Annotated in this window: 23 protein-coding genes; 12 read left to right on the forward strand and 11 right to left on the reverse strand. The window is 65.8% G+C overall.

What is annotated here, in order from left to right; all coding sequences use genetic code 11:
* The first annotated feature begins 36 nt into the window (after window positions 1-36).
* Window positions 37-924 carry a tetratricopeptide repeat protein gene (locus FNA67_RS00615; RefSeq protein ID WP_147654698.1) on the forward strand — a complete coding sequence of 296 codons (888 nt, stop codon included), beginning with the start codon at window positions 37-39 and terminating at the stop codon, window positions 922-924.
* A gap of 51 nt (window positions 925-975) precedes the next feature.
* On the opposite strand, the gene pyk is transcribed toward FNA67_RS00615, so the two are convergent.
* Complete coding sequence (gene pyk / locus FNA67_RS00620) at window positions 976-2,412, reverse strand: pyruvate kinase (RefSeq protein WP_049707250.1); 1,437 nt, start codon at window positions 2,410-2,412, stop codon at window positions 976-978.
* A gap of 3 nt (window positions 2,413-2,415) precedes the next feature.
* Window positions 2,416-2,997 carry a DUF1036 domain-containing protein gene (locus FNA67_RS00625; RefSeq protein ID WP_082202338.1) on the reverse strand — a complete coding sequence of 194 codons (582 nt, stop codon included), beginning with the start codon at window positions 2,995-2,997 and terminating at the stop codon, window positions 2,416-2,418.
* Window positions 2,998-3,169: 172 nt separating this feature from the next.
* On the opposite strand from FNA67_RS00625, the gene FNA67_RS00630 reads away from it, so the two are divergent.
* From FNA67_RS00630 to FNA67_RS00660, 7 genes are all read left to right on the forward strand, one after another.
* The gene (locus FNA67_RS00630) at window positions 3,170-3,433 is read left to right on the forward strand and encodes a DUF2312 domain-containing protein (RefSeq protein ID WP_049707251.1); all 264 of its coding nucleotides are present in this window, start codon (window positions 3,170-3,172) and stop codon (window positions 3,431-3,433) included.
* 182 nt (window positions 3,434-3,615) lie between these two features.
* A complete protein-coding gene (locus tag FNA67_RS00635; protein ID WP_049707252.1) occupies window positions 3,616-4,233 on the forward strand; it encodes a TetR/AcrR family transcriptional regulator in 618 nt (205 codons plus the stop codon).
* Window positions 4,234-4,343: 110 nt separating this feature from the next.
* Entirely contained in the window at window positions 4,344-5,018 is a 675-nt protein-coding gene (locus tag FNA67_RS00640; protein WP_049707253.1) for an amino acid ABC transporter permease, read from the forward strand.
* Window positions 5,018-5,689 (forward strand): amino acid ABC transporter permease, encoded by a 672-nt coding sequence (locus FNA67_RS00645; protein ID WP_049707254.1) that lies wholly within the window; start codon window positions 5,018-5,020, stop codon window positions 5,687-5,689. The genes FNA67_RS00640 and FNA67_RS00645 overlap by 1 nt, the downstream gene beginning before the upstream one ends.
* A gap of 1 nt (window position 5,690) precedes the next feature.
* Window positions 5,691-6,425 carry an amino acid ABC transporter ATP-binding protein gene (locus tag FNA67_RS00650; protein ID WP_049707255.1) on the forward strand — a complete coding sequence of 245 codons (735 nt, stop codon included), beginning with the start codon at window positions 5,691-5,693 and terminating at the stop codon, window positions 6,423-6,425.
* A gap of 9 nt (window positions 6,426-6,434) precedes the next feature.
* A complete protein-coding gene (locus FNA67_RS00655; RefSeq protein WP_147654700.1) occupies window positions 6,435-7,352 on the forward strand; it encodes an isoaspartyl peptidase/L-asparaginase in 918 nt (305 codons plus the stop codon).
* A gap of 19 nt (window positions 7,353-7,371) precedes the next feature.
* Window positions 7,372-8,163, forward strand: a complete 792-nt coding sequence (locus FNA67_RS00660) for a transporter substrate-binding domain-containing protein (RefSeq protein ID WP_049707257.1) — start codon at window positions 7,372-7,374, stop codon at window positions 8,161-8,163.
* 131 nt (window positions 8,164-8,294) lie between these two features.
* Here the strand turns inward: FNA67_RS00660 and FNA67_RS00665 are convergent, their stop codons facing one another.
* The gene (locus FNA67_RS00665) at window positions 8,295-9,290 is read right to left on the reverse strand and encodes a LacI family DNA-binding transcriptional regulator (RefSeq protein WP_049707258.1); all 996 of its coding nucleotides are present in this window, start codon (window positions 9,288-9,290) and stop codon (window positions 8,295-8,297) included.
* Between the two features lie 93 nt (window positions 9,291-9,383).
* Here FNA67_RS00665 and FNA67_RS00670 point away from each other — a divergent pair, with 93 nt between their 5' ends.
* Together FNA67_RS00670 and FNA67_RS00675 are read left to right on the forward strand one after the other, a co-directional pair.
* Window positions 9,384-10,292, forward strand: a complete 909-nt coding sequence (locus FNA67_RS00670; RefSeq protein ID WP_147654701.1) for an ROK family protein — start codon at window positions 9,384-9,386, stop codon at window positions 10,290-10,292.
* The gene (locus tag FNA67_RS00675) at window positions 10,289-11,014 is read left to right on the forward strand and encodes a copper homeostasis protein CutC (protein ID WP_147654702.1); all 726 of its coding nucleotides are present in this window, start codon (window positions 10,289-10,291) and stop codon (window positions 11,012-11,014) included. Before FNA67_RS00670 ends, FNA67_RS00675 begins: the two co-directional genes overlap by 4 nt.
* Here FNA67_RS00675 and FNA67_RS00680 read toward each other — a convergent pair.
* From FNA67_RS00680 to FNA67_RS00690, 3 genes are all read right to left on the reverse strand, one after another.
* Window positions 11,009-11,482, reverse strand: a complete 474-nt coding sequence (locus FNA67_RS00680; RefSeq protein ID WP_147654703.1) for a GNAT family N-acetyltransferase — start codon at window positions 11,480-11,482, stop codon at window positions 11,009-11,011. The two genes, FNA67_RS00675 and FNA67_RS00680, sit on opposite strands and share 6 nt — an antisense overlap.
* Window positions 11,479-13,416, reverse strand: coding sequence for a 1-deoxy-D-xylulose-5-phosphate synthase (gene dxs, locus FNA67_RS00685; protein ID WP_147654704.1), 1,938 nt, complete (start codon window positions 13,414-13,416; stop codon window positions 11,479-11,481). Before dxs ends, FNA67_RS00680 begins: the two co-directional genes overlap by 4 nt.
* 77 nt (window positions 13,417-13,493) lie before the next feature.
* Window positions 13,494-15,080, reverse strand: a complete 1,587-nt coding sequence (locus tag FNA67_RS00690) for a DUF882 domain-containing protein (RefSeq protein ID WP_147654705.1) — start codon at window positions 15,078-15,080, stop codon at window positions 13,494-13,496.
* Window positions 15,081-15,510: 430 nt separating this feature from the next.
* Between FNA67_RS00690 and FNA67_RS00695 the strand changes: the two genes are divergently transcribed.
* Complete coding sequence (locus FNA67_RS00695; protein ID WP_147654706.1) at window positions 15,511-17,226, forward strand: tannase/feruloyl esterase family alpha/beta hydrolase; 1,716 nt, start codon at window positions 15,511-15,513, stop codon at window positions 17,224-17,226.
* A gap of 154 nt (window positions 17,227-17,380) precedes the next feature.
* Here FNA67_RS00695 and FNA67_RS00700 read toward each other — a convergent pair whose 3' ends face one another.
* From FNA67_RS00700 to FNA67_RS00720, 5 genes are all read right to left on the reverse strand, one after another.
* Window positions 17,381-19,009, reverse strand: a complete 1,629-nt coding sequence (locus FNA67_RS00700) for a L,D-transpeptidase family protein (protein ID WP_170267162.1) — start codon at window positions 19,007-19,009, stop codon at window positions 17,381-17,383.
* A 317-nt stretch (window positions 19,010-19,326) separates the two neighbouring features.
* A complete protein-coding gene (gene edd, locus FNA67_RS00705; RefSeq protein WP_147654708.1) occupies window positions 19,327-21,147 on the reverse strand; it encodes a phosphogluconate dehydratase in 1,821 nt (606 codons plus the stop codon).
* Between the two features lie 30 nt (window positions 21,148-21,177).
* Entirely contained in the window at window positions 21,178-21,873 is a 696-nt protein-coding gene (pgl, locus tag FNA67_RS00710; RefSeq protein ID WP_147654709.1) for a 6-phosphogluconolactonase, read from the reverse strand.
* Window positions 21,866-23,350 (reverse strand): glucose-6-phosphate dehydrogenase, encoded by a 1,485-nt coding sequence (gene zwf / locus FNA67_RS00715; protein ID WP_049707266.1) that lies wholly within the window; start codon window positions 23,348-23,350, stop codon window positions 21,866-21,868. Before zwf ends, pgl begins: the two co-directional genes overlap by 8 nt.
* Window positions 23,351-23,377: 27 nt before the next feature.
* Window positions 23,378-24,253: a glucosamine kinase nucleotide-binding domain-containing protein gene (locus FNA67_RS00720; RefSeq protein ID WP_170267163.1), complete on the reverse strand. Its 876-nt coding sequence runs from the start codon at window positions 24,251-24,253 to the stop codon at window positions 23,378-23,380.
* A 215-nt stretch (window positions 24,254-24,468) separates the two neighbouring features.
* Between FNA67_RS00720 and cobU the strand changes: the two genes are divergently transcribed.
* A complete protein-coding gene (cobU, locus tag FNA67_RS00725) occupies window positions 24,469-25,032 on the forward strand; it encodes a bifunctional adenosylcobinamide kinase/adenosylcobinamide-phosphate guanylyltransferase (protein ID WP_049707268.1) in 564 nt (187 codons plus the stop codon).
* Window positions 25,033-25,044: the final 12 nt, after the last annotated feature.

A 25,044-nucleotide genomic window follows, 5' to 3' on the forward strand; every position in this document is an offset into this window, starting at 1 on the left:
CGGTGATGCGGCAGACTTCCACGCGGAGGGGGCCGAATGGATTTTCCGCGTGCACTTGCCGTCCTATTGCTGGCACTGGCCGTAAGCGTATCTCCGGTTCGCGCCTCCTGGGAGCGCGGCCTGGCCGAGTACGAAGCCGAGCAGTTCGAGGAGGCCTTGTCGCTCCTGTTGCCCCTGGCCGAGGCGGACGATGTCCGGGCCCAGGAGATCGTCGCCGACATGTACTTCTTCGGCCAGGGCACTGAGCCGAACAGCCTTGAAGGCCTCAGGTGGTCGAGGCGCGCCGCCGCGCTCGGCAGTGGGGAGGCGGAGAACGATCTCGGCGTCGCCTACGCCCTTGGCGATCAGGTCGAGCAGGACGACGCCGAAGCCCTTCGCTGGTTTCTCAAGGCCGCCGCGCACGGCAACGCCAAGGCGCAGATTTCGCTGGCCAAACGCTACCTTTATGGTCTGGAAGGCGTCAGCCGCGACGTTGCCCTTGGCCTGCGCTATCTCGAGGCCGCTGTGAGCAGTGATCATCCCCGCGCCCTGACGAGCCTCGCCCAACTGACCGAGCAGGGAGCATTCGGCCTGCGGGCCGACCGGCGCGAGGCTTTCCGCCTGCTGGAACGTGCCGCCGAGCAGCGCTTCGCGCCCGCGCAGATGAACCTGGGCTTCCATTATGCGATGGGGATCGGCGTGCGTCGCGACCCGACCAGGGCCATCACCTGGTTCATGATCGCGGCCAAAGGCGGCTGCATCCGTGCCGCCCAGATGGCCGAACCCTGGGTGGCCGGGCATACGGACAAGGCGGTCGAGACGGTCCGGCAACTGGTGGCGGAGTGGGAGGCGGCTCACCCGCCGCGTCAGCGCCGCAATGCCAACGACCTCGGCCCGGATTCGAGCTGCGCGCCGATCGCGCACCCAGGTGCTCTCAAGACATAGAAAAAGGGCCGGCGTCGCCGCCGGCCCTTGTCGAAGTCCTACCCGTTGCGATCAGGACGAACCGGTGCCATCCTGGCGCACGAAGGCGATGCGCAGCATGTTCGTGGCGCCGGGCGTGCCCAGCGGAATACCCGCCGTGATGGCGATGCGGTCGCCCGGCCGCGCCAGGCCTTCCTGGTAGGCGATGACGCAGGCGCGATCGACCATGTCCTCAAGGTTCACCGCATCCTCGGTTTCCACGCAGTGGATGCCCCAGACGATCGAAAGACGGCGCACGGTGCGGTAGTTCGGGGACAGCGCCAGGATCGGCTTGCTGGGACGCTCGCGCGCCGCGCGGATCGCGGTCGAACCCGAGGAGGTGTAGGTGACGATGGCGGCCAGGTCGAGAGTCTCGGCCACCTGGCGTGTCGCCGCCGAGATGGCGTCGGCAGCGGTCGCCTCGGGCTCGGTCATCTGCGCACGGATGATCGAGCGGTAGTTGACGTCGTTCTCGACGGCAACCGCCACCTTGTTCATGGTGGCGACGGCTTCCACCGGGTACTGGCCCGAGGCGCTCTCGGCCGACAGCATGATGGCGTCGGCGCCTTCGAAGACGGCGATGGAGACGTCCGAAACCTCGGCGCGGGTCGGAACCGGCGAGGTGATCATGGATTCGAGCATCTGGGTGGCGACCACCACCGGCTTGCCGTAGCGGCGCGCGATGCGGATCATGCGCTTCTGCAGGCCCGGCACCTGTTCGAGCGGCATTTCGACACCCAGGTCGCCGCGGGCGATCATGAAGGCGTCGCAGAGCTTGATGATCTCCTCGAGCCGTTCGACGGCTTGCGGCTTTTCGATCTTGGCCATGACGCCGGCGCGGCCCTGCACGATCTTACGGACATCGATGATGTCCTCGGGGCGCTGGACGAAGGAAAGCGCGATCCAGTCGGCGTCGTTCTCGAGCGCCTTGAGCAGGTCGGCATGGTCCTTTTCGGTGAGCGCACCAACGGAAAGCAGCGTGTCGGGAAGGCTGACGCCCTTCTTGTCCGAGAGCTTGCCGCTGTGGACGACCGTGGTTTCGATCGAGCCGCCGCCCACGCGCGTGGCGCGCAGTTCGATCTTGCCGTCATCGAGCAGCAGCCGGTCGCCGACGCTGACGGCCTCGAGAATTTCCGGATGCGGAAGGTGGACGCGATTGACGTTGCCCGGTTCGGGCGAGTTGTCGAGCGTGAAGGTGGCGCCGGCCGTGAGCATGACCGAGCCGCCGTCGAACTTGCCGACGCGCAGCTTGGGGCCCTGCAGGTCCACCAGGATCCCCAGGGGATGCTTGATGACCTTTTCGACGTTGCGGATGCGCGTCACCGTCTGCGCCAGCAGCTCGTGGCTGGCATGGCTCATATTGATGCGGAACACATCGGCGCCGGCCCTTGCCAGCTCCTCGATCGTTTTCTCGTCCTGGGAGGCCGGTCCCAGGGTCGCCACGATCTTTACGCGTCTCAAACGTCTCATGAATCAATCCGAACTTTGAGTAGTGGCCGGAGAATCCGGCGCGGGAGTGGTCTGGTCGTCGGGCGGCGGGGCGTCCGAGCCGTCAGGGGAGCCGCTTTCATCACCGAGCGGTGCGCCGCTCACGTCGTCGCCTTCCGGCACGGCATCGCGGTTTTCGGTGAGCTGCAAGGTCCAGTCCGAGCGGTTCTGCGTGTCGACTTCGAAAAACCCGGTGCGCTCATAGCCCCGCGCCAGGCAATCCTCAACACCGAAAATGGTGAAGCTTTCGTCGCGCGTGCACATATAGACCGAGCCGTCCCAGGCTCCGCCCCCGATATCGTCGGCGACATAGAGATAGTAGAAGCGCGAGTTGAGATCACCCTGGTAGACCACCGCGCATTGCTGCGGGGCGGCGACCCACCAGCCTTCCGACTGCCAGCCGCGCTCGGCCCGGTAACCCAATGCCACCGATACCTGATTGCCCGTCTCGTTGCAGACCCGCAGGTCCGCATAGGCGGGTTCAATCGATACAAACGGGCTGCACAGCAGCGCGCCGATCAGGGCAAAACCGAGACGGGTGTTAAGCAACAGATTGCCGAATGCCATGAAAAGAAGTCCTGTTTGTGCGCAAGCGCTCCAGCCAAGTCAACCGCTAATGACGGGATTTGACCGAATTGCGAAGGTCAAGCGCGCCCAGGAGTGGATTGCACCGGAAACCGCTTGAATGCGCGGCCTGCCTGCGGTTGAACGGGGCTCCAAAGAGTCTAAGGAATCGACAATGGCAGAAGACAGCGTCGCCCAGGATCAGCTCAGGGCATTCATCGAGCGGATCGAGCGCATGGAAGAGGAAAAGGCCGCCATCGCCGCCGATATCCGCGAGATCTACGCCGAGGCCAAGGGCAACGGCTTCGATACCAAGGTGCTGCGCCAGGTGGTCAAGATCCGCAAGCAGGACCACAACGAGCGCATGGAGCAGGAAGCGATCCTGGACCTTTACCTCTCCGCGCTGGGCATGCAGGCGGCTCCGCCCGAGGACATGTAGTCCTCGGTGCCGGCCGGTAAGGGCCGGCCATTAAGGGTCGGGCAGGCATGGCGCGCGTTTTCCTCGCCTCCATGCATTGCGCCTCCCCTCCGAATGAAGGTATTTTTCGCACTATTGTTACTTTAGGTATTTTCCGAACAACGGGTGCGGGGGCTGATCACATATCTGCGCGTGAGAGACTGGTGAGACGCCTCAGGCAGGCGTTTCTCGACTATGGCTATGAGCAGATTTCGATGAGCGCGCTGGCCGAGATTTGCGGCCTGACGCGGCGTGCCCTCTATCACCACTTCTCCAACAAGGAAGAAGCCTTCCGCTACGTGCTGCAGTTCGACGGCGAGGTGGCGATCCGCGACGGACTGGCCGCCGGCCGCGCCCGCATCGAAAGCGGCGCCTCGGCGGTCGAAGTCATTACCGAGATCATGGACATCCGCTACGGCGACAATCGCCGCCGCCTGGCTGCCTCGCCCCACGCGCTCGAGATCAACGACCAGGCGTTCCGGCGGGCACGCGATATCATGGTGCAGGCGGCCGTCGACTTTCAGGCTCAGCTCGCCGTCGTCATCACCGAGCTCCACGCCAAGGGCATGCTGTGCCTGCGCGCCAATGTGCGGGCCGAGACGCTGGCGCAGATGCTTTCGGACGGCGCGCGCGGCAGCAACCAGGCCCTGCCACCCATTCCCCTCGACCAGCTGCGCCAGCGCTACGCCACCATGACCGAGGCCATTCTCTATGGCTCGGCCAACCGAGCCGCCGACCAGGATCGGCAGGGCAAGGTTGGCGCCTCCCGGCTAACTGCCTGATTCTTCAGCAAAGCTCGCCAAAGTTCACATGTTGAGCGAGTCGTCTTGACTTTTTGGCGCGGACACCCACAGATTGAAACCGGTTTCACAGTGGCGCGGCAGGAGGACACTTGCGGCTCGACCTCTCAATCCTGGTGCCTCACCTCGGCTTCCTGGCCGAGGGCGCACTGCTGACGGCGCAGGCCTGCGGGCTGGCGCTGATCGGCAGCCTCATCATGGGGGCGCTGGTCGCCATCGCGCGGACATCGTCCTCCCGGGCGATCCGGGGCGTCGCTTTCGCCTATGTCGACCTCTTCCGCAACGTCCCCTTCATCGTCCAGCTGTTCTTCTTCTACTACGGCCTGCCTGAGCTCGGGATCTATATCGACGCCTTCACCACGGGCGTGATCTCGCTCTCGATCGCCGGCGGCGCCTTCGCCTCGGACGTGATCCGCTCGGGTATCCTGGCGATCGACCCGGGCATCATCGAAGCGGCGGAGGTGAGCGGCCTCTCGCGTCGCAAGACCTTCACCAGGATCGTGCTGCCCATCGCGCTGCGCACCTCGGTGCGCCCGCTGGGCTCGGTGTTCATCAACCTGATCCTCACCTCCTCGATCCTCTCCACCATCACGCTCAACGAGCTAACGGGAACGGCCAAGATCGTGGCCTCCGACACGTTCAAGCCGTTCGAGGTCTATGTGGTGCTGCTGGTTGTCTACGCGGCGCTCACCTACCTGGTCTCGATCCTCATCGGGCTCCTCCACAAGCGGCTCAACCGCGATCTCGTCGAGGGAGCGGTCGCCTGATGCGCTACACCGATTTCACCCCGTTCGACCTGGTATTGCTGGCGCAGGGCCTCGGCGTCACCATCGGGCTCTTCCTCGCCACCACCGTCATCGGCCTCTTCATCGGCACGGCGCTGGCGGTGATCCGCTTCTACCGCGTGCCGGTATTGACGCAGGTCGTGACCTTCATCACCGAGCTCCTCAAGAACTCGCCGGTGCTGGTGCAGCTCTTTCTCGTCTTCTTCGGCCTGCCGGCCTTCCTGCGGATCAACGTGACGCCGGTGGAAGCTGCCGTCATCACCATGTCTGGCAATACCGCGGCTTTCATCTACGTCATTGCAGTCTCGGCCATCGAATCCATCGGTCGCGACCAGATCGAGGCGGCGCGCGTTTTCGGCCTCACCCGCTGGCAGGTGCTGCGCCACATTATCGCCCCACAGGCTACCGCCTTTGCCATCGGGCCGCTGACGGGCCTCCTGGTCAACCAGTTGCAGGTCACTTCGCTCATCTCGGTGATCGGCGTCATGGACCTCACCAAGATCGGCAATACCCTCAACCTGCGTACCCTGCAGCCCTTTATCGTCTGGGCCGTGGTCGGGGTGCTCTACTACCTCTGCGCCAAGCTGATCGCCTGGCTGGGCTCGCGTCTGGAAACGCGGCTGCGCGCCCACACCGCCTGGAAGGGCCTCTGAAATGATCAAAGCCGAAAACGTCAAGAAGGTCTTCGGGCCGGTCACCGTCCTCGAGGACGTCAACCTCACCGTCAATCCGGGCGAAGTGGTTTCCATCCTCGGCTCGTCCGGTTCGGGCAAGTCCACGCTCATCCGCTGCATCAACGGGCTCGAGCGGCTCGATGGCGGCAAGATTACCGTCGACGATTTCGACGTCTCCAAGCCCAGGGAACTGGCCGAAGCGCGCAAGCGCTCGGGCACCGTGTTCCAGCTCTTCAACCTCTATCCGCATATGACGGCGGTCGAGAACGTGACGCTCGCCCCCATCGAAGTGCTCAAGCGCCCCAAGGCCGAAGCCGAGAAGGAAGCGCGTGCGCTGCTCGCCTCGGTCGGCCTTTCCGAGCGCGCCGACGCCTATCCGGCCCAGCTCTCGGGCGGCCAGCGCCAGCGCGTCGGCATCTGCCGGGCCCTGGCGATGAAGCCGCGCTACCTGCTGCTGGACGAAGTGACCAGCGCCCTCGATCCCGAAATGACCGCCGAAGTCCTCAATATCCTCGCCAAGCTGGCCGAGGAGGGGACGACGATGGTGTTCGTGACCCACGAAATCGAATTCGCCCGCCAGATCTCCGATCGCGTCGTGTTCCTCGAAAAGGGCAGGCTCGTGGTCGACCTGCCGACCGAGCAGTTCTTCGCCGAAGATGGCGGCATGGCCAATCCGCGCGTCGCCCAGTTCCTCTCCAAGATGCGCAAAGACTGAGTAATCTTCATGCTGCTTCTCGCAAATTCAGAAGCCTATCCGGGCTTTGAAACCTCCATCGACCTTCTCAGAAAGGGCGAGCATGGCCTGGAGGCCATGGTCGCGGGCATCGCCCATGTCGAGCGCGACGTGCGCGTGCGCTCGGTCGGCTTCGGCGGCTGGCCCAACATGGTGGGCAAGATGGAATTCGATGCCGGCGTCATGGATGGCACCACCCGTGAAGTCGGCTCGGTTGGCGCCGTCCCCGACACGTTGCCTGTCGCCGCCCTTGCGCGCCAGGTGATGAAGCGTCTGCCCCATGTGATGCTGACCGGGGACGGCGCGCGCCGCTTTGCCAGTGAAACCGGTTTCGCAGTCGACGAGACCCTCTACGAGGACTCCAAGCGCGTCTGGTGGGAGCGTCTCGAAAAGGAGCTGTCGCCCGAAGACCTGGCCAAGTTCCCCAACATTCCGCTGGCGCCGCTGAGCACGACCATCACCGATCCCGAGCGCGTGCGCGACACCACCGTGTTCCTGTGCTCGGACGCCAGCAAAGGCATTCACGCCGCCACCTCTACTTCCGGCTGGGCCTGGAAGTATCCTGGCCGGCTGGGCGACAGCCCCATTCCGGGCGCCGGCTTTTATGCCGATAGCCGCTATGGCGCGGCCGCCTGCACCCATACCGGCGAGATGACCATGCGCTGCTCGACCGCGCGCACCGTCGTTCTGGCCATGAAACTCGGCCACTCCCTCTCCGACGCGATCAAGCTCGCCGTCGAGGAATTGGCCGAACTCACCGAAGGGTTCCTGGCGGGCGTGGTGATCCACGCCATCGACGCCAAGGGGAACCACGAGGTCGTCAATTTCCGGTGCCCGGGCGAGATCGCCTACTGGGTCTGGGATGAATCGATGTCCGCCCCGGAAAAGCGGGCAGCGAAAACCGCTTGATCAAGAGAGGAACCCCATCATGAAGCGCATTCTGACTACCCTTGCCGCGCTGGCGCTCGTCGCCTCGACGGCCCTGCCGGCCGCCGCCGGCATGATCGACGACATCCGTTCGCGCGGCGTCGTGCGCATCGGCGTGTCGCTGGGCGGCGAGCCGATCGGCTTCCGCGACCAGCAGAACAACCCGGTGGGCTACGACGTCGACGTCGCCACCATGCTCGCCGAGAAGCTCGGCGTGCCGGTCGAATTCACCGACGTCTCGGGCGACGCCCGCGTTTCGATGCTGGTCTCGGGCCAGCTCGACATCGTGGTCGCCAATACCTCGGCTACCCTCGAGCGCGCCAAGTCGGTCAACTTCTCGATCCCCTACAACCGTGCGGGCCTGCGCATCATCGTCCAGAAGGATGCCGGCATCACCAAGCTCGAAGACCTGGCCGGCAAGAAGGTCGTGGTCGGCCGCGGCACGACCGGCGAAGCCTTCCTCAAGAAGGCCGTCCCGACTGCCGAGCTCGTCTACACCGACAACTTCTCGCCCGATGGCGTGCTGCTGCTCCAGCAGAAGCGCGTTGACGCCGGCATCGAGGATTCTTCGCTCCTCGACTATCTCGCTACCAAGAACGACACGCTGGTGACCCTGCCGGGCCTCTATTCGAACGACCCGATCGGCATCGCCGTCGCCAAGGGCGATCCGGAATTCGTGCGTTGGATCGACATGTTCGTTTCCGACTACATCCAGTCGGGCGCCTACGAGGCCAACTACAAGAAGTGGTGGGGCGAAAGCGCCAACCCGCCGGCTCTGAACCCGCTGTGGTAAGCTGAAGAGAGAAACGCCGCGGACCAGTCCGCGGCGTTTTCGTATCCTGGGCTCTTTCTGAGGAATGCCCAACCAAGGACCTTCGTCCGGGAGTGTCCAGCGGCGGGGGCCAGCCCGGCGCCGACAAGCACCTACGCCGTCAGGCGCGGGACGAAGCGGGTTGGCACGCGGATCGGGTCCTGGCCGGGCTTGAAGGCCGCCGGCTCGATGAGGAACTGCACGATATGTTCGACATAGGCGGCTTTGTCGTAGCCGATCGAGGCGATCGGATAGGCGTCGAAATCGGTGAGCGAGAGGTTGTCGAAGCCATAGAGCCGGAATTTCCGCGGGCGGTTATGCGGGAAGTCGGCGCGGCAGACATCGAGAATGCCCATGGCCATGGCGTCCGAGGTGCAGAACACCGCGTCCGGGCTGTCCCAGCCGGTCAGCGTGGCGGCCGCCTCATGCCCGCTTTCGTAGGAATAATCGCCCTGGACGACGCGCACGAGCTCGATCCCGTGCTGAGCGAAGGCCTTGCGGTAATGCTCGACGCGCGCCTGCTCGACGAGCGAGGAGGAGCGCCCGGTGACCAGGCCGGCGGATTTGACGCCCTTGCCCGCGGCATCGGCCACCGCCTGGTTGATACCCACCGCCTCATCAGGGATGACCGCGGGCGAGAGCCCGTCGTGCCTGCCGTTGAGCATGACCACCAGGTCCGAGCGGAAAAGCCTGCGCACCGTTGCCGCGTCGGCAAAATCGGAGAAGACCAGGGCGGCATCGACGTGATAGGCCACGCCCTGGCGCAGGAATTCCTCGACCCTTTCGACCGAGCCGACGCGGATCAGGATCACCTGCTTGCCGATCGACTGGATGCGGTCGAGAAGGAGGTCGAAAAGGTCGAGGTCGGAAAGATCGTGGATGTGATTGACGACGACGGCCACCAGATTGACCGTCTTGGTGGTCAGGCTTTGCGCCAGCAGGTTGGGCTTGAATCCAAGGCGCTCGGCGGCCTCGAGCACGCGCTCGCGCTTGTCGGCCGAAACCGGGCGTTTTTCACTCGAAAGGGCGCGCGAGGCGACGGCGCGCGACACCCCCGCAAGCTTGGCCACGTCCCCGATGGTGGGGGCGCCGTGTTTGGGTTCAGCCATGGCCTATATCGTTCCCATCTTGCCAAGTCGCATCGAATCGCGGGGCTAGTGGCAAATCCTAGCGCGCCGTTCATTTGAAAGCTGTTAAACCCAATGACGACCATCGTTTGTTTTGATATCGGCGGCTCGGCCATCAAGGGCGCGCTGGCGACATCGCCCGAAGCCATCCGACCGCTGGGACGCGTGCCGACCCCCCTCGATGACTTCAACGCCTTTGCCGAGGCCCTGCGCGGCGTGGCCGACGCGGCCGATGCGGCAGCACCGATCTCCATCTCCATAACCGGGGTCGTCGACCCGCGCACCGGGCGCATCAAGTGCGCCAATATCCCGTGCATCGATGGCCGTACCCTGGCCAAGGATCTCGCCGCCATCATGGATCGTCCGGTCCATGTTGCCAACGATGCTGATTGCTTCGCACTGGCCGAGGCCATGGCGGGCGCCGGAAAGGGCGAGAGCATCGTCTTCGGGGCCATCCTGGGAACCGGCGTCGGCGGCGGGCTCGTCGTCGATGGCCGGCTGGTCAACGGCGCCGGTGGTTTCGCCGGGGAGTGGGGCCACGCGCCGGTGGCCGCCACCCACGCCGGCACGCCGCCGGTCGCCATTCCCTCCTATCTGTGCGGCTGCGGACAGATCGGCTGCGTCGATACGGTCGGGGGCGCCCGCGGCATGGAGCGGCTGCACCTTCATCTTCACGGCGAAAGCCTGCCGAGTACGGCCATCGTCGCGGCCTGGGAAGCGGGCGACGCCGCGGCGGTCCGCACCATCGATTGCTTCCTCGATCTCGTGGCCGGACCGCTGGCGCTGGTGGTCAATGTCGTGGGGGCCGACATCGTGCCGGTGGGCGGCGGTCTCTCGGGCTCGCCTCGCCTCATCGCCGAACTCGACGCGGCGGTCCGCCGGCGCATCCTGCGCCAGACCGACGCCCCACTCGTCGTGCCCGGTCTTTGCACGGTCGAGCCCGGCCTCATCGGCGCGGCCATCCTGGCGGGAGCAGCGGCATGACCCTTCTCGAAGTCTGCGTCGCCGATCCACAAAGCCTCATCGCAGCCGTTGCCGGGGGCGGACAGCGCATCGAGCTCTGCTCGGCGCTCGAACTGGGTGGCGTCACGCCCTCGCCCGGCCTCATGCGGCTGGCCGCCGAGGCGCCGATTCCGGTCTATGCCATCGTGCGGCCGCGCAGCGGCGATTTCGTCTATGACGCAGCCGACCTCGACTGCATGTATCGCGAGATCGACACCATCCGCGAATTCGGGCTCGCAGGCGTCGTGCTCGGGGCCTCGCTCGGCGACGGCCGGCTCGATGCGGCAATGCTCGACAAGCTGGTGCGCCACGCCAAGGGGCTGGGCACCACGCTCCACCGCGCCTTCGATCTGGTTCCCGACATCGCCGAGGCCGTCGAGCTTGCCGTTTCCCTCAAGTTCGAGCGCATCCTGACTTCGGGGGGCGCGCCGACGGCGCCGGAGGGGACCGAGGGGCTGGCGGCAGCGATCGAAGCGGCCAAAGGGCGGATCGGCATCATGGCCGGCTCGGGCCTGCGCGCCGACAATGTGCGCGCGCTCCTCGACCGACTCCCGCTCGAGGAGGTGCATTCCTCCTGCGCGGTGGCGGTGTCCTCGCGCGGGGAAGCGGCCATGCGGCTGGGCTTTGCCGCCCCGACCCGCAAGCAAACCAGCGCCGAAGCGGTGCGGGCTTTCAGGGCCGCGATCGCGGCTCCGGCCCTATAGCGCCTTGACCATCAGCACGGTGGTGAGGCCGCTTTTCCATTCCTCATCGGGATATTGCGCCGCCTCGGCATAGCCGTGGGCGGCGTAAAAGTCGCGCGCCGGCCTGTTGAAGGTGTCGGTCTCAAGCTGGGCGAACCTGACGCCCCCGGCCCGCATGGCGGATTCCGCATGCCCGAGAAGCGCGCTGCCGATACCACGCCGCGCCTCATGGGGGTCGACATGGAGCGCCCCGATGAAATCGCCCTGCCAGTGCACCATGCCGACGACCTGGCCAGCGCTCTCGGCGACAGTGAATTGCTGCCAGCAGCCATCCACATAGTCGGCGACGCGCGTGCTGGCGCGGAAGGCGGCCTTCGCCTCTTGCGTCAGTTGGGGTTCCCAGGTCGAGTGAAAGGTGGCCTCGAGGAGGCGCAGCAGCGCCTCGCGGTCCTCCGCGCGCGCCGGACGCAGCGCGACCGGGCCGGTCAAGGCAGGGTCTTGTCGGCCAGTGCCGTCTTGAGGAGGGTTTCGTCGGCGCCCAGCGCCTCGAGCGCTGCCGTGACGATGCCGGCACGGTCGAGACCGGCAGCGGCGTACATGGCGTCCTGGCTGGCCTGCTCGGTGAAGACATCCGGGATCATCAGGGGCCGGAACTTCACCTTGCCGTCGAGAAGGCCGTTGCGGGCGAGGAAAGTCGCCACATGGCTGCCGAAGCCGCCGATGGAGCCCTCCTCGATGGTGAGCACGACCTGGTGCTCGCGCGCGATCCGGGCGATCAGCTCCTCGTCGAGGGGCTTGAGGAAGCGTGCGTCGACCACCGTAGGGGCAAGGCCCAGGGCGGCGAGCTTGTCGGCGGCGGCGAGCACTTCGCCAAAACGCGTGCCGTAGGAGATGAGGGCGATCGGGCCGCCCTGGCGCACCAGCCGGCCCTTGCCGATGGGCAGGATCTCGCCGCGCGCCGGCATGTCGACGCCCAGGCCGTCGCCACGCGGATAGCGGAACGCGATGGGGCCCTCGTCATAGGCAGCGGCGGTCGCCACCATGTGGCGCAGCTCGGCTTCGTCGGCCGCCGCCATCTGCACGATGCCGGGAACGGCCCCGAGATAGGCGGCATCGTAATTGCCGGCATGGGTGGGACCATCGGCACCGACATAGCCGGCACGGTCGATGGCGAAGCGGACCGGCAGGTGCTGGATGGCCACGTCGTGGACGACCTGGTCATAGGCGCGCTGCAGGAAAGTCGAATAGATGGCCACGAACGGCTTGAGGCCCTCGGCCGCCATGCCGGCGGCGAAGGTCACCGCGTGCTGCTCGGCGATGCCGACATCGAAGGTGCGGCTCGCGAAGAGCTCGCCGAACTTGTCGAGCCCGGTGCCCGAGGGCATGGCCGCAGTCACCGCCACGATGCGTTCGTCGCGCTCGGCCTCCTGGATGAGGGTCGAGGCGAAGACGCTGGTATAGGACGGGGCGTTGGAAGGCGCCTTGGCCTGGGCGCCGGTGATGACGTTGAACTTGGAGACGCCGTGATACTTGTCGGCTGAATCCTCGGCCGGGGCATAGCCCTTGCCCTTCTTGGTCACGACGTGGACGAGGATCGGGCCGTCCTGAGCGTCCCGGACATTTTCGAGCACCGGCAGCAGGTGATCGAGATTGTGGCCGTCGATGGGGCCGACATAATAGAAGCCGAGCTCTTCAAAGAGCGTGCCGCCCGTCCACCAGGAACGCGCGAATTCCTCGGTGCGCCGCGCCGGCTCGTGGAAGAACTGCGGCAGCGCCTCGACGATCTGCTTGGCGGTCTTGCGCACGCCGCGATAGACGGGGCCGGAAACCAGCCGCGCCAGATAAGCGCTCATGGCCCCGGTCGGGGGCGCGATCGACATGTCGTTGTCATTGAGGATGACGATGAGGCGCGCGTCCATGGCGCCGGCATTGTTCATCGCCTCATAGGCCATGCCCGCCGACATGGCGCCGTCGCCGATCACCGCCACGACATTGCGCTTCTTGCCCTCGAGCTGGGAAGCGACCGCCATGCCCAGGCCCGCCGATATCGAGGTCGAGGAATGGCCGGCTCCGAAAGGATCGAAGGCGCTTTCGGCGCGTCGGGTGAAACCGGAAAGACCATCTTTCTGGCGCAGGGTGCGGATGCGGTCGCGCCGGCCGGTCAGGATCTTATGGGGATAGGCCTGATGGCCCACGTCCCAGATCAGCCGGTCATGGGGCGTATCGAAGACGGCGTGGAGGGCCACGGTCAGCTCGACGACACCCAGGCCCGCGCCCAGATGGCCGCCGGTCACCGAGACGGCGTCGATCATCTCGGCCCGCAGTTCATCGGCGACCTGGCGCAGTTGTTCACGCGGCAGGCCCTTGAGCTGGGACGGGTCGTTGATGGTGTCGAGAACTGGAGTAAGCGGCTTGTCGGTCAAATGCCGATCCTTTTCGCCGGCCCTAATGGTGTCGCTAGTGCTTTAGAGAGACACAATAGGCATTGCAACCCGACACTTCAACGGGAGGCGACGAGAAGCGGCCGGCCGGTCACAAAACGGCTCGATTCGAGCGTTTGGCCACCTTCGGTGACGAATCCGAGGCGCGCCACATAGGGCCCGAGCTCGGTTGCCGGGTCGAGATCGCCCTCATCGGGCTCCCAGAGCACGCCGTAGGTGGCGCTGGAAAGCGCCTGGGGCTGGGTGAAGATTTCGGCGACGTGGTCGAAGTCGGGCGCCACCAGTTCGACACTGCGCGTGGCGACCCCGGCGATGGGCTGGCTGGCCGCGAGCTGAGCCGCGGCCTTGGCCGCCGGAGCGCTGGTGCCGGCCTTGCCGACCGCGTTCCAGGTGGTATCGAAAAGGCCGGAAAGCCCACCCTTCGGGACCGCGCCGCCGCCGAGGGATGCGGTGCGGATATTGCTCGGATCGATGACCGGCTTGGGCGGCAGGCTGGCAGTGGTATCGCGCGAGATGATCATCTCGAGAGCGCGCTGCGCTTCCGGATCCTGCTGGGGCTGGGGCGCATAGGCGGTGACCAGCTCGGCCGGCGGATTGGTCATGAGCACGCGCGCCGCAGGCACCGGGGCTTCGAGCGAAGCGAGCGCCACCACGGCGGTTTCCGCACTCGCCTTGCTGTTGGTGGCGACCATGAGCCGCTCGGACTTCTGCATGGGGATGGGCGCGACCTCTCCGCTGCCGGACAGTTCGGCCTGGGTCAGCGGCGCGCTGGCATTGTTGCCGAAGGGCAGAGCTGGTGCCGCCGTTTCAAGGCTCGCGGTCTGGACGACGGCAGCCTGGCCGGGGCGCTCGGCGGCGGGCAGCGGCACGGGCGCGGTGACTTCCACGGTCTGCACCGCGCGCTGTGCCGGACCGTTATCGGCCACCTGCACGACGGGCGACTGCTTCTTGCCGAAAAGCGAATCGAAGATATTGCCGCCGCCACCGACGGAATCGCCGACCCCGCAGGGCACGGAATGGCACTTCTGCCATTCGGCCATGGCATATTGGCGGCCGGTCGAGGAGAGCGGCTTGCCGTCGGCCGGCAGGTGCAGCGTCTTGCCGTCGGGGAAGACGCGCTTGAGCTGGGCGGTGGTCATGCGCGGCCAGGCGCGCACGCTCCCGGTATCCAGGTGCACGAACGGGCTGCCCGAGGTCGGGTAGTAGCCGACCCCGCCGACCTGGAAGCGCATGGCGGTGGCACGCAGGGTCGCCAGGTCGATGCCCGGGATGAAGAAGTCCATCGCCTTGCCCTTGATATGCTGGGAATTCTCGGCCACCCCCGAGGAGGAGGCGCGCAGCATGGCGTTGGTCTTGGGCGAGCGGTAGGAGGAAACGATGTTGATCGGCTGGGTTGCCCCGACCGACTGGTAGACCTGCCAGACCAGATCGAAGAGCGCCGGATCCATGGTGGTCGGCTCGTTCGTCCGCCAGTCGCGCAGGAAGTAGTTGAGCTTGCGCAGGCCATCCTGGTCGTAGCGGCCGTTGCGCTTGAAGGTGATCTGGGCCGTCTCGCCGGTATGGGTGTGATGCAGATAGAGCGTCCGGTCACCCGAGGCCGCAAGGGCGGGTGTGGTCACGGGCGGAACGATGACCGTCAGTGCCATCAGCACTGCCGCCAAAACACGCCCAAGCCGCTGCCGAAACCGTGGTGCTGAAGACACGCCCTACTACGCCTATTCCCCAAGTCGCAATGTCAGGAGCTTAGCAGCTAGTCGCAACGAGTTTGTTAACGCTAACGCCCCGTAACCGCCGCCCCGGCGGCCCTCACCCAATATTGATAGCCCAAAACCGGGCCGAACCAAGGCGCAAAGTTTAAGCGGGGGTTAATCGATTGGCGGGTCCACCCGCCCGGAAACGTCGACCAATCGGTAAAATTTGAATCAATCCAGGCCACTTTTTTGCCGAGCCCGCCGCACCGGCCTCGCGCCATAGCTCCTCCTTATGGTTCGTCAAAGGAAGTAATTTCGGGTGCAACGACCCCATCGGCTAGCCTCCGGATCGACGCCGCTCGCGGGCGGCCAACGGAGGAGTCTCGTGAAAAAATCATACCCCATGATGGCCGCCGCCCTGGCCGGCCTGATCCTCATGCCGGCTCCGTCGGCTTTCGCAGCGCCGCAAACCCTCGAGGTGGTGGCACCCGTAAAGGCGTGCGGCGACCTCCTTTCGCTCGACCTCACGCAGGTTGCCGGCGCCGGCAGCGCGGTGGCGACCGCGGCGGAAACCACGTCCGACGGCATTGCGGTCTGCAACGTCGAGGGCACGCTTGCGCCTGCGATCGCCTTCCAGGTGATCCTGCCGCTCCGGACCTGGACGCAGCGCTATCTGCAGGTCGGCTGCGGAGGCCTTTGCGGCTCGATCACGCTGCGCTCGGGCGCCTCGGCCGGCTGTCCTGTCCTCAACGACGGCGGCTTCGTGATGGCGGCCACCGACATGGGCCACGAGGGCAACGACCCGCAATGGGCGCTCGACCCGATCAAGCGGGCCGACTTTGCCTATCGGGCCCAGCACCTGACGGCGCAGGCGGCCAAGGCCCTCATCGCCGAATTCTACGGGCAGGCGGAAAAGTACGCCTATTTCAACGGCTGCTCGGATGGCGGCCGCGAGGCCTTGATGGAGGCGCAGCGCTATCCGGACGATTTCGACGGCATCATCGCCGGCGCGCCTGCCGCCCTCTTCCAGGTGCAGAACACCCTCTATCATGGCTGGCAGGCGCGCTCGAACACCGCAGCCGATGGTTCGGTGATCCTCACATCGGGCCGCCTGCCGCTGCTCTACGCGGCGGTGATGGCGGCATGCGACGGCACCGACGGGCTGGAGGACGGGCTCATTTCCCAGCCTGCCGCCTGCGCCTTCGATCCGGCCAGCATCCAGTGTCCTGCCGGCGCCAGCGACACTTCGGCCTGCCTGACGGCAGCGGAGGTCGACACGGTGCGCAAGCTCTATGCAGGACCGCAGGACCAGGCGAGCGGCGCCTATCTCACCGCCGGCCAACCGCTCCCGGGCTCCGAGCTCGAGTGGCAGGGCGTGTTCGTCGCCGACAATGCCGATCAGCCGCTATTCTCCAGGATCATCACCGACCCGGTGCTGAAATTCATCGCCTATGACAAGGCGAACCCGGAATTCGGCGTCGACGACCTGCAGTTCACCGCGGCGAGCCTGGATGCGGCGCGTGCCCGCCATCCGCTGTTCGACGCGACCAATCCCGACCTTTCCGCCTTTGCCGCAGGCGGCGGCAAGCTGATCCTCTGGCATGGTCTCTCCGACCAGCACATCGCCCCGGCCAACACGGTGAGCTACCACAAGGCCCTGATCGGCCAGTTGGGCGAAAAAGCCGTAGAGGGGTTCGAACGGCTCTACCTGCTGCCGGGCGTGGGCCATTGCGGCGGCGGGCGTGGCCCTGCCAATGTCGACATGCTGTCGGCCGTGCTCGACTGGGTCGAGAGCGGCGCGGCGCCGGACGGGTTGATGACGGCGACGACCGCCAAAACCTCTTCGTTCGGGCAGCCCGACCACCCGGCAGCCCAAGCCAGGCAGGGCGGGCCGGAACGCATGGCCATCGGCCCCCAGCCGCTGCCGGACATGACGCGCCCGGTCTACCCCTACCCCTATGTCGCCGCGTTCAGCGGCAGCGGGGAATGGACGGACGGCGCGAACTGGAAGAAAGGCGCGGCCTCCGAAATCGTCGCCACCCGCGCCTGGCCCGGCGAAAACCTCTTCACGCCCTACGAGCCCATGGTCGTCAACCAGTAGACCAACCCCAAAGAAAAGCCCCTGCACGCGAATGCGGGGGCTTGCTCCGGAAGAGGATGCGACCGGTCTCTCGCTAGCCTTCGAGTGCCCCTCGAATTGGCTCGATACCGCGAACTGTGAAACGCGCGGCCCGGATACCGGGTAGGCCGTTCCGTCAGCTCCCCAGCAGCTCGATCAGCTTCTTGTTGTGCCCGTACACGTCGCCATACGACCGAATGGTGCCATCCTCGTCGACGCGGAGCGTGAAGTAGGCGAGGTGCACCGGGACGTGGGTTTCGAGGTTCACCCAGCGCTCGGAGGGGCCGTACATCGATTCGAGCTTGGCGGCGTCGAGATGGCTCGGTTCGTGGGCGAGCAGGGCGTCGGCGAAGTCCATCGGGTTCTGCACGCGTACGCAGCCGTGGCTATAGGCGCGGAACGAGCGGCCGAAGAGGGACTTGGAGGGGGTGTCGTGGAGGTAGACGTCGTGTGAGTTGGGGAACAGGAACTTGACGTTCCCCAGCGCGTTGCCGGCGCCCGGGCGCTGGCGGACCCGGAAATTGCTGATGGAGGTCGTCGACCAGTCCACGGCGGCGGCGTTGACTACCTTGCCGCCGTAGAGCAGCTCCATGTTCTGCCCGTCCAGATACCCGGGATTGCGCATCAGCGCCGGCCGGATTTCGTTGCTGGCGATGGAAGGCGGTACGTTCCAGTAGGGATTGACCACGATGTGGCGGATATTGTCCGAGAAGATCGGGGTCTGCGTCGTCGCCTTGCCGACAACGACGCGCGTCGTATAGGTCACCTCGTCGCCCTGCATCACGGCCAGGCGGAACTCGGGGATGTTGACGAAGACATTGAACTTGCCCAGGTCCTCGGGCATCCAGCGCCAACGCTCCATGTTGGCGATGATGTCTTCCTTGCTGGTGGCCGATCCGCCGTTGAGGGCCGCGATCGTCGCCGGGCCGGCAATGCCGTCGGCCAGCAGGCCCAGGCTGTCCTGGAAATTGGTGACGGCTTCGGCCACGGCCTTGTCGTAGATGGCCGGGTTGCCGTCCTCGGCCGCCGGCACTTCGAGGCGCTGCCGCAGCAACGGTACGCGTTCGTCGACCATGCCTACGCGCAGCGTGGCGCCATCGGGGATCTTGACCTGTTCCTGCGCCGCGCCGCCGTCATAGAACTTGGCCAGGGCCGCCTTGAGGGCGACGAATTCGCGGTGCTTGGGGTCGAGTTCGGCCAGGATCTTGGCCGGATCGTCGCTCGCCGCCAGGCGCGGCAGCAGGTCGGGCTGGTCGAGCAGGCGCGGCTTGATGTCGATATTGGCCGAGACCTGGCGCGGGTCGACCCGACCGCCGTAAAGGTTCTGGGCGTAGCGCATGACAGCGCCGGAAAATTCCGTCTCGAGCGCCGCCAGCTTGGCCGGGTCGCCCTGGGCGCTGGTCACGTCGAGCGCATCGGTCAGGTAGTCGGAGGGCCGCAGTCCCTCGTATTCGGCCTGCCTGAAGATGGCGATGAGTTTGTCGGCAACCGGCGAGAACGCCACCTTGCCGCTGGCATCCTGGCTGAGCCAGAGCGGCTCGAAAGCCCGTTCCCCGTAGAAGAAATAGAGCTTTTGCGCCTGGTTGTAGGCGGCATCGTCCCGAGCGCCGTAATAGGCCGAGGACAGGCCCGCCTTGATGGTCCGGGCGAGGTCGGTCTGTGGCGGAGCGATGACGACGCGCACGGCCTCGGTGCCGTCCACCGTCACGGTTTCCTGCCCGAGGGCAGGGGAAGCCAGCGCCAGCGCGAGCAGGGCACACGCCATCATGCTTCTCATGGGGAACCGTTCGGCAATCATCTCTCTGGCAACCCTTTCGGCGGCGGTGCGCGGTGGAGGAGAATCGCGCTTCACGCCCCATCAATATTGGCAGTCATTACTCCGGAAACCTTAACAGTCGCAATTCCTCCACACTTTGTGATCGGGACATGTGACTGCCCTGCAACGCCCTGTCGCCGGGCATTTCACGGCGATCGCGCGTCTCGGGGCCGGCAGAAGGCCGGGCGCGCGATTAACCATCTGAAACTGAACGAGAGTTGCTGGCGCACAAGCAAAGGGGCGCCAGTGGCGCCCCGCTCGAACCCTTAGGCGTCTTCGAAGACGCTGGCGCCGCGGTCGGCGGCTCCGACCAGATGGCGGAAGCCGGCGAAGAGCTCGCGGCCCATGCCGAAATGCTCGGGCCGAAGGTCTTCGGTTGCCGGAGTGCGGCTGAGGAGTTCAGCCTCGTCGCCCAGGAATTGCAGCGTCCCTGCCTCGGCGTCCAGCCGCACCAGGTCCCCGTCGCGCAGCTTGCTGATCGGGCCGCCGTCGACCGCTTCCGGGGTCATGTGGATGGCCGCCGGCACCTTGCCCGAGGCCCCCGACATGCGCCCGTCCGTGACCAGGGCGACCTTGAGGCCACGGTCCTGGAGGATGCCCAGCGTCGGGGTCAGCTTGTGCAGTTCGGGCATGCCGATGGCCTTGGGACCCGAGAACCGGATGACGGCGATGAAGTCGGAGGTCAGCTCGCCCGCCTTGAACGCATCCTGCAGGCCCTGCTGGGAATGGAAGACGCGGACCGGCGCCTCGACGAACCTGTGCTCGGGCTTGACCGCCGAGATCTTGATGACCGAGCGCCCGAGGTTGCCCTTGAGGAGTTTGAGGCCGCCGGTCCTGGAAAAGGCTGCCGATGCCGGCGCCAGGATCTTTTCGTTCCCCGACTTGGCGGGAGCGGGTTCGAAGCTGAGCTTGTCGTCCACGAGCTTGGCTTCGACCGAATAGCCCGAAAGCCCCGTGCCCCAGACGGTCTTGACGTCTTCGTGCAGGAACCCACCGTCCAGCAGTTCACGAATGAGGAAGCCCATGCCGCCTGCGGCGTGGAAATGGTTCACGTCGGCAAGGCCGTTGGGATAGACGCGCGCCAGCAGAGGCACGGCGTCGGAAAGGTCGGACATGTCATCCCAGGTCACCTTGAGCCCGGCCGCGTTGGCGATGGCGATCAGGTGCATGGTATGGTTGGTCGACCCGCCAGTGGCGTGCAGGCCCACCATGCCGTTGACGATCGCCTTCTCGTTGATGATGTGGCCGATGGGCGTGTAGTCATTGCCCTGGGCCGTCAGCGAAAGGGCGCGCTTGGCCGCTTCCCGGGTCAGGGCCTCGCGCAGCGGCGTGCCCGGATTGACGAAGCTCGAGCCGGGCAGGTGCAGGCCCATGATCTCCATGAGCATCTGGTTCGAATTGGCGGTGCCGTAGAAGGTGCAGGTGCCCGGCCCGTGGTAGGACTTGGCCTCCGCTTCCAGCAGTTCGGCGCGGCCGACCTTGCCTTCCATGTAGAGCTGGCGGACGCGGCTCTTCTCATCATTCGGAAGACCCGAGGTCATGGGGCCAGCCGGCACGAAGACCGCCGGCAGGTGGCCGAAGGTCAGGGCGCCGATCATCAGCCCCGGCACGATCTTGTCGCAGATCCCGAGGAAGACGGCGGCATCGAACATGTTGTGGCTCAGCGACACGGCCGTCGCCATGGCGATGACGTCGCGCGAGAAGAGCGACAGATCCATGCCCGGCTGGCCCTGGGTGACACCGTCGCACATGGCGGGCACCCCGCCCGCGACCTGCGCCGTCGCGCCGATCTCGCGGGCCGCTTCCTTGAGCACCTGCGGATAGGTCTCGTAGGGCTGGTGGGCGCTCAGCATGTCGTTGTAGGAGGTGACGATGCCCAGGTTGAGGGCGGTATCGCCGGCCAGCTTGGCCTTGTCGGAGGGCGCGCAGGCGGCAAAGCCGTGAGCCAGGTTGCCACAGGAGAGGACCGATCTGTGCACGCCCGCGCCGCGGGCCTTTTCGATGCGATCGAGATAGTCCTTGCGCGAAGTGGCGCTCCGTGCCGCGATGCGATCGGTCACGTCCTGGATTGCCTTGATGACGGCCATCTTAACTCCTTGCCGCGAGCCCCCTTCGGGTCACGGACACCAGTAAATATTCAGCGGCTTGTCGGTCTGGCGCAGGATCGAACGGATGGGCATGTCCTCTACGGGACCTTCTCCCATGGCCTTGTCCAGCACTTCGACCTTCCCCTCCCCCTCGATGTGCAAGTATAGACTTCTGGTCTCCAGCAGGCGCTTGCGACTCAAGGTCACGCGGGCCTCACCCGCTCCGGGCGCGTGCATGGCCACGATGGGGCCATCACCCTCCAGCGCCTCGGCGAGATTGTCTCCTCCCGGAAAGAACGAAGCCGTGTGGCCGTCATTGCCCATGCCCAGGACCACCGCGTCGAACGGGGTGGGAACGCCGGCCAGGGCGGCATCGGCCTTGGCGATGCCGGTGGCGTCAGGCTCCTCGCCACCCTGGTAGAGCGGCACGAAATGCGCCGAAGCCGCCGGCCCCTGCAGCATCTTCTCATTGACCAGCATGCCGTTCGAGCGGTCGGACGTATCGGGAACCCAGCGCTCGTCGACCAGGGTCACCGTGACCTTTTCCCACTCGACATCCTTGCGCTTGCCGAGGGCTGCGAAGAACTTTCCCGGTGTCGAGCCGCCCGACACCGCCAGCGAAGCGACACCGCGTTCGGCGATGCCGGCCTTGAGGTCGTTGGCCACGGCCTCGGCCAGGGCCTTGGCGAGTTCGGTCTTGCCCGGAAAGTCGAAGCGTTCAGGCATCGTCGTCCTCGTGCCACGTGCGCCCGTCGCGCTCGATGAGCGCGATCGAACCGGTCGGGCCCCAGGTGCCGGCGGTATAGGGCTGGGGAGCATCGCGCGATGCGTCCCAGGCCTCGCGGATCGGATCGACCCATTTCCAGGCCGCTTCCAGCTCGTCACGGCGCATGAACAGCGTCTGGCTGCCGCGAACGACGTCGAGCAGCAGGCGCTCGTAGGCTTCCGGGGTCCGTTCGGCGAACGTTTGGGCGAAGGAAAGGTTCAACGGCACTTCGCGCAGGCGCATGCCGCCAGGGCCCGGATCCTTGATCATCAGGAAGAGCTTGACGCCCTCGTCGGGCTGGAGGCGGATGACCAGCTTGTTGGCCTTGGGCGCGCCCTCGGCATGCTCGAAGATCGAATGCGGGATGTCGCGGAACTGGATGACGATTTCCGAAACGCGATTGGCCATGCGCTTGCCGGTGCGCAGGTAGAAGGGCACGCCGGCCCAGCGCCAGTTCTCGATCTCGGCCTTGAGCGCCACGAAGGTCTCGGTGCGCGAGCCCTTCTTGTCGGCCGGCAACTCGTCCTGGTAGCCCTTGACCGAGGTGGTCTCGGAGGTGACGCCGCGATACTGGCCGCGCACCGTGTACTTGGCGACATCGGCGCCCTTGATGGGCTTGAGCGAGCGCAGCACCTTGAGCTTTTCGTCGCGCAGGGCATTGGCCTCGTCCGAGGCGGGCGGTTCCATGGCCACCAGGCACACCAGCTGCATGATGTGGTTCTGGATCATGTCGCGCAGCGCGCCGCTTTCGTCGTAATAGCCGCGCGTGCCGGCCCCGACGCTTTCCGAAACAGTGATCTGCACGTGGTCGATATTGGCCGAGTTCCAGATCGGCTCGAACAGCTTGTTGGCGAAGCGCAGCGCCAAAAGGTTCTGCACCGTCTCTTTGCCGAGATAGTGGTCGATGCGGTAGACTTGGTCTTCCTTGAAGATCGAGGCCACTTCGTTGTTGATGGCTTCCGAGGATTCCAGGTCGTGGCCGAGGGGCTTTTCCAGCACCACGCGCGCGTCGCGGCGGTAATAGCCCTTCTTGGAGAGATACTCGCAGATCGGCCCGAACAGGTTCGGGGCCACGGCCAGGTAGAAGGCGCGCACGATCTTGGGATCATCGCGCAGCTTTTCGGCCAGGTCCGTCCAGTTCTCGGGATTGGTCACGTCGTTCGAGACATAGGAGAGGATCGACACGAACCGGTCGATGGTCTTCTTGTCCTGGTATTCCGGCTCGACGAACTCGGTGATGGAATCGCGGGCCACCTTCTGGAATTCGGCGTCCGTCCAGACCGTGCGCGACACCCCGATGATGCGCGACTTCTCGTCGAACTGGCCATCCTTGAACCGGTAGTAGAGCGCCGGGATCAGCTTGCGCTTGGCGAGATCGCCGGTTGCGCCGAACACGACATAGTCGAAAGGATGGACCGGAATAATGCGTCTGGACACGGGAGAGGCGCTCCTTACGGAAGGAAATCAGGCATTGGCGAAGTGCTGGTGGGCCAGCAGCACCGCCCCGTGCAGGGGCTCGGAGCGCGGGTCCACGATGAAGCTGCCATAGCGTTCGACGAAGAGCGGATTGAGGCGCCGGCCGAAGCCGCCCACCACCGCCATCTTCTCCACGCCCCGGCGCTTGAACCAGCTCACATAGGCGTCGACATAGCTCAACTGCAGGTCCATGAGCTTGCGGGCGATCGGGTCGCCCTTCTCATAGTATTCGATAAAGAGCGGCATGAGCGAACCGAAATCGGCGGGCTCGGCCTTGAACGACCAGTCCATGAGCGTATCGAGGTCGCCGCCCAGCCTCTCGAGAACCGCCTGGGTCAGCGGGGTGGGGTCGAAGAACCCGTCATGAGCCTCGACCGTGATGCGGGCCAGTTCGCGGCCGAGGATCGCACCCGACATCTGGTCGCCGACCGGGAAACCCCAGCCGCCCACCTGATGGCGCTCCTCGCCCACCAGCGCCAGGCCGGCCGAACCGGTTCCCACGATGATCACCGCCCCGTCCTCGCCCTCATGGGCGCCGGCACGCGCGATGTCGATGTCGTCATAGACCTTGACCCTGGCGAAGGGCCAGTCGCGGGCTTCGAACTCGTCGCGGGCCGAGATCAGGCGGGCGCCCGCCATGCCGAAGCAGGCATAGGTATTGGCCGTTTCGGCATAGTCGATGCCGGCCTTCTCGAAAACCTGCCGCGTTCCGTCCATGATCGAACGGTAGGCCGGATCCCCGTCTTCCAGTTGCAGGTTGGACCGGCCGTTCGTGGCCTCGGCAAGGGTCTTCAGATTCTCGTCGGCGAGGCGAACACGGCAATTGGTGCCGCCACCGTCCACACCAAGATACAGCTTTGGCACGCGGGCTTCTCCATAACGTCTTTGCAGGACGTAATGTACTGATTTGGCGCGGACCATAATGCGAAAGATGATAAGACGAAAGTAGAATAAGCAATCGATTTCGGCCGATGCGCCGCGCGGCGGCGGCAGGAGCCCGAAGGCATTTTCTGGCAACCATGCCCGCGCCCACCCTGTTATGAGGCGATGTGGCACCTGAATCGGCGGCGGAGGTTTTGATGGGCGGTCATGTGTTGGTTTTGGGGGGCGCGCGCTCGGGCAAGACTGGTTTTGCCGAGCGCCTCTCCATGCACCTGGGCGACCGGCCGGCCTATCTCGCCACGGCCGAGGCGCTCGACAACGAGATGCGCGAGCGCGTCGCCACCCACCAGCGCTCGCGCGGCGCCCGCTTCGCCACCATCGAAGAGCCGATCGAGGTCCCCACGGCCCTCATCAAGGCGAGCAAGGATCACGACGTGATCCTGGTCGATTGCCTCACGCTCTGGATCACCAATCTCCTCGGCTCTGGCGACGACGTGGCGGCGGCCATGGAGGAACTCGCGTCCACCCTCACCCAGCTCAAGCGCTCGCGGGTGGTGCTGGTTTCCAACGAGGTGGGCCTCGGCATCGTGCCGGACAACGCGCTGGCGCGCACCTTCCGCGATCTGGCGGGAGCGGCGCACCAGCGCCTCGCCGAAATCTGCGGTCATGTCTATTTCGTGGCGGCAGGATTGCCGCTCACCATGAAGGGCCTGGCCCCGGACCTTCTGATCGAGACCGCCCAGGTGGAAGGCGAAGCCTGAACGCTTTCTGGA

Origin of the sequence: Youhaiella tibetensis (genome assembly GCF_008000755.1) — a bacterium.
GTDB lineage: Bacteria > Pseudomonadota > Alphaproteobacteria > Rhizobiales > Devosiaceae > Paradevosia > Paradevosia tibetensis.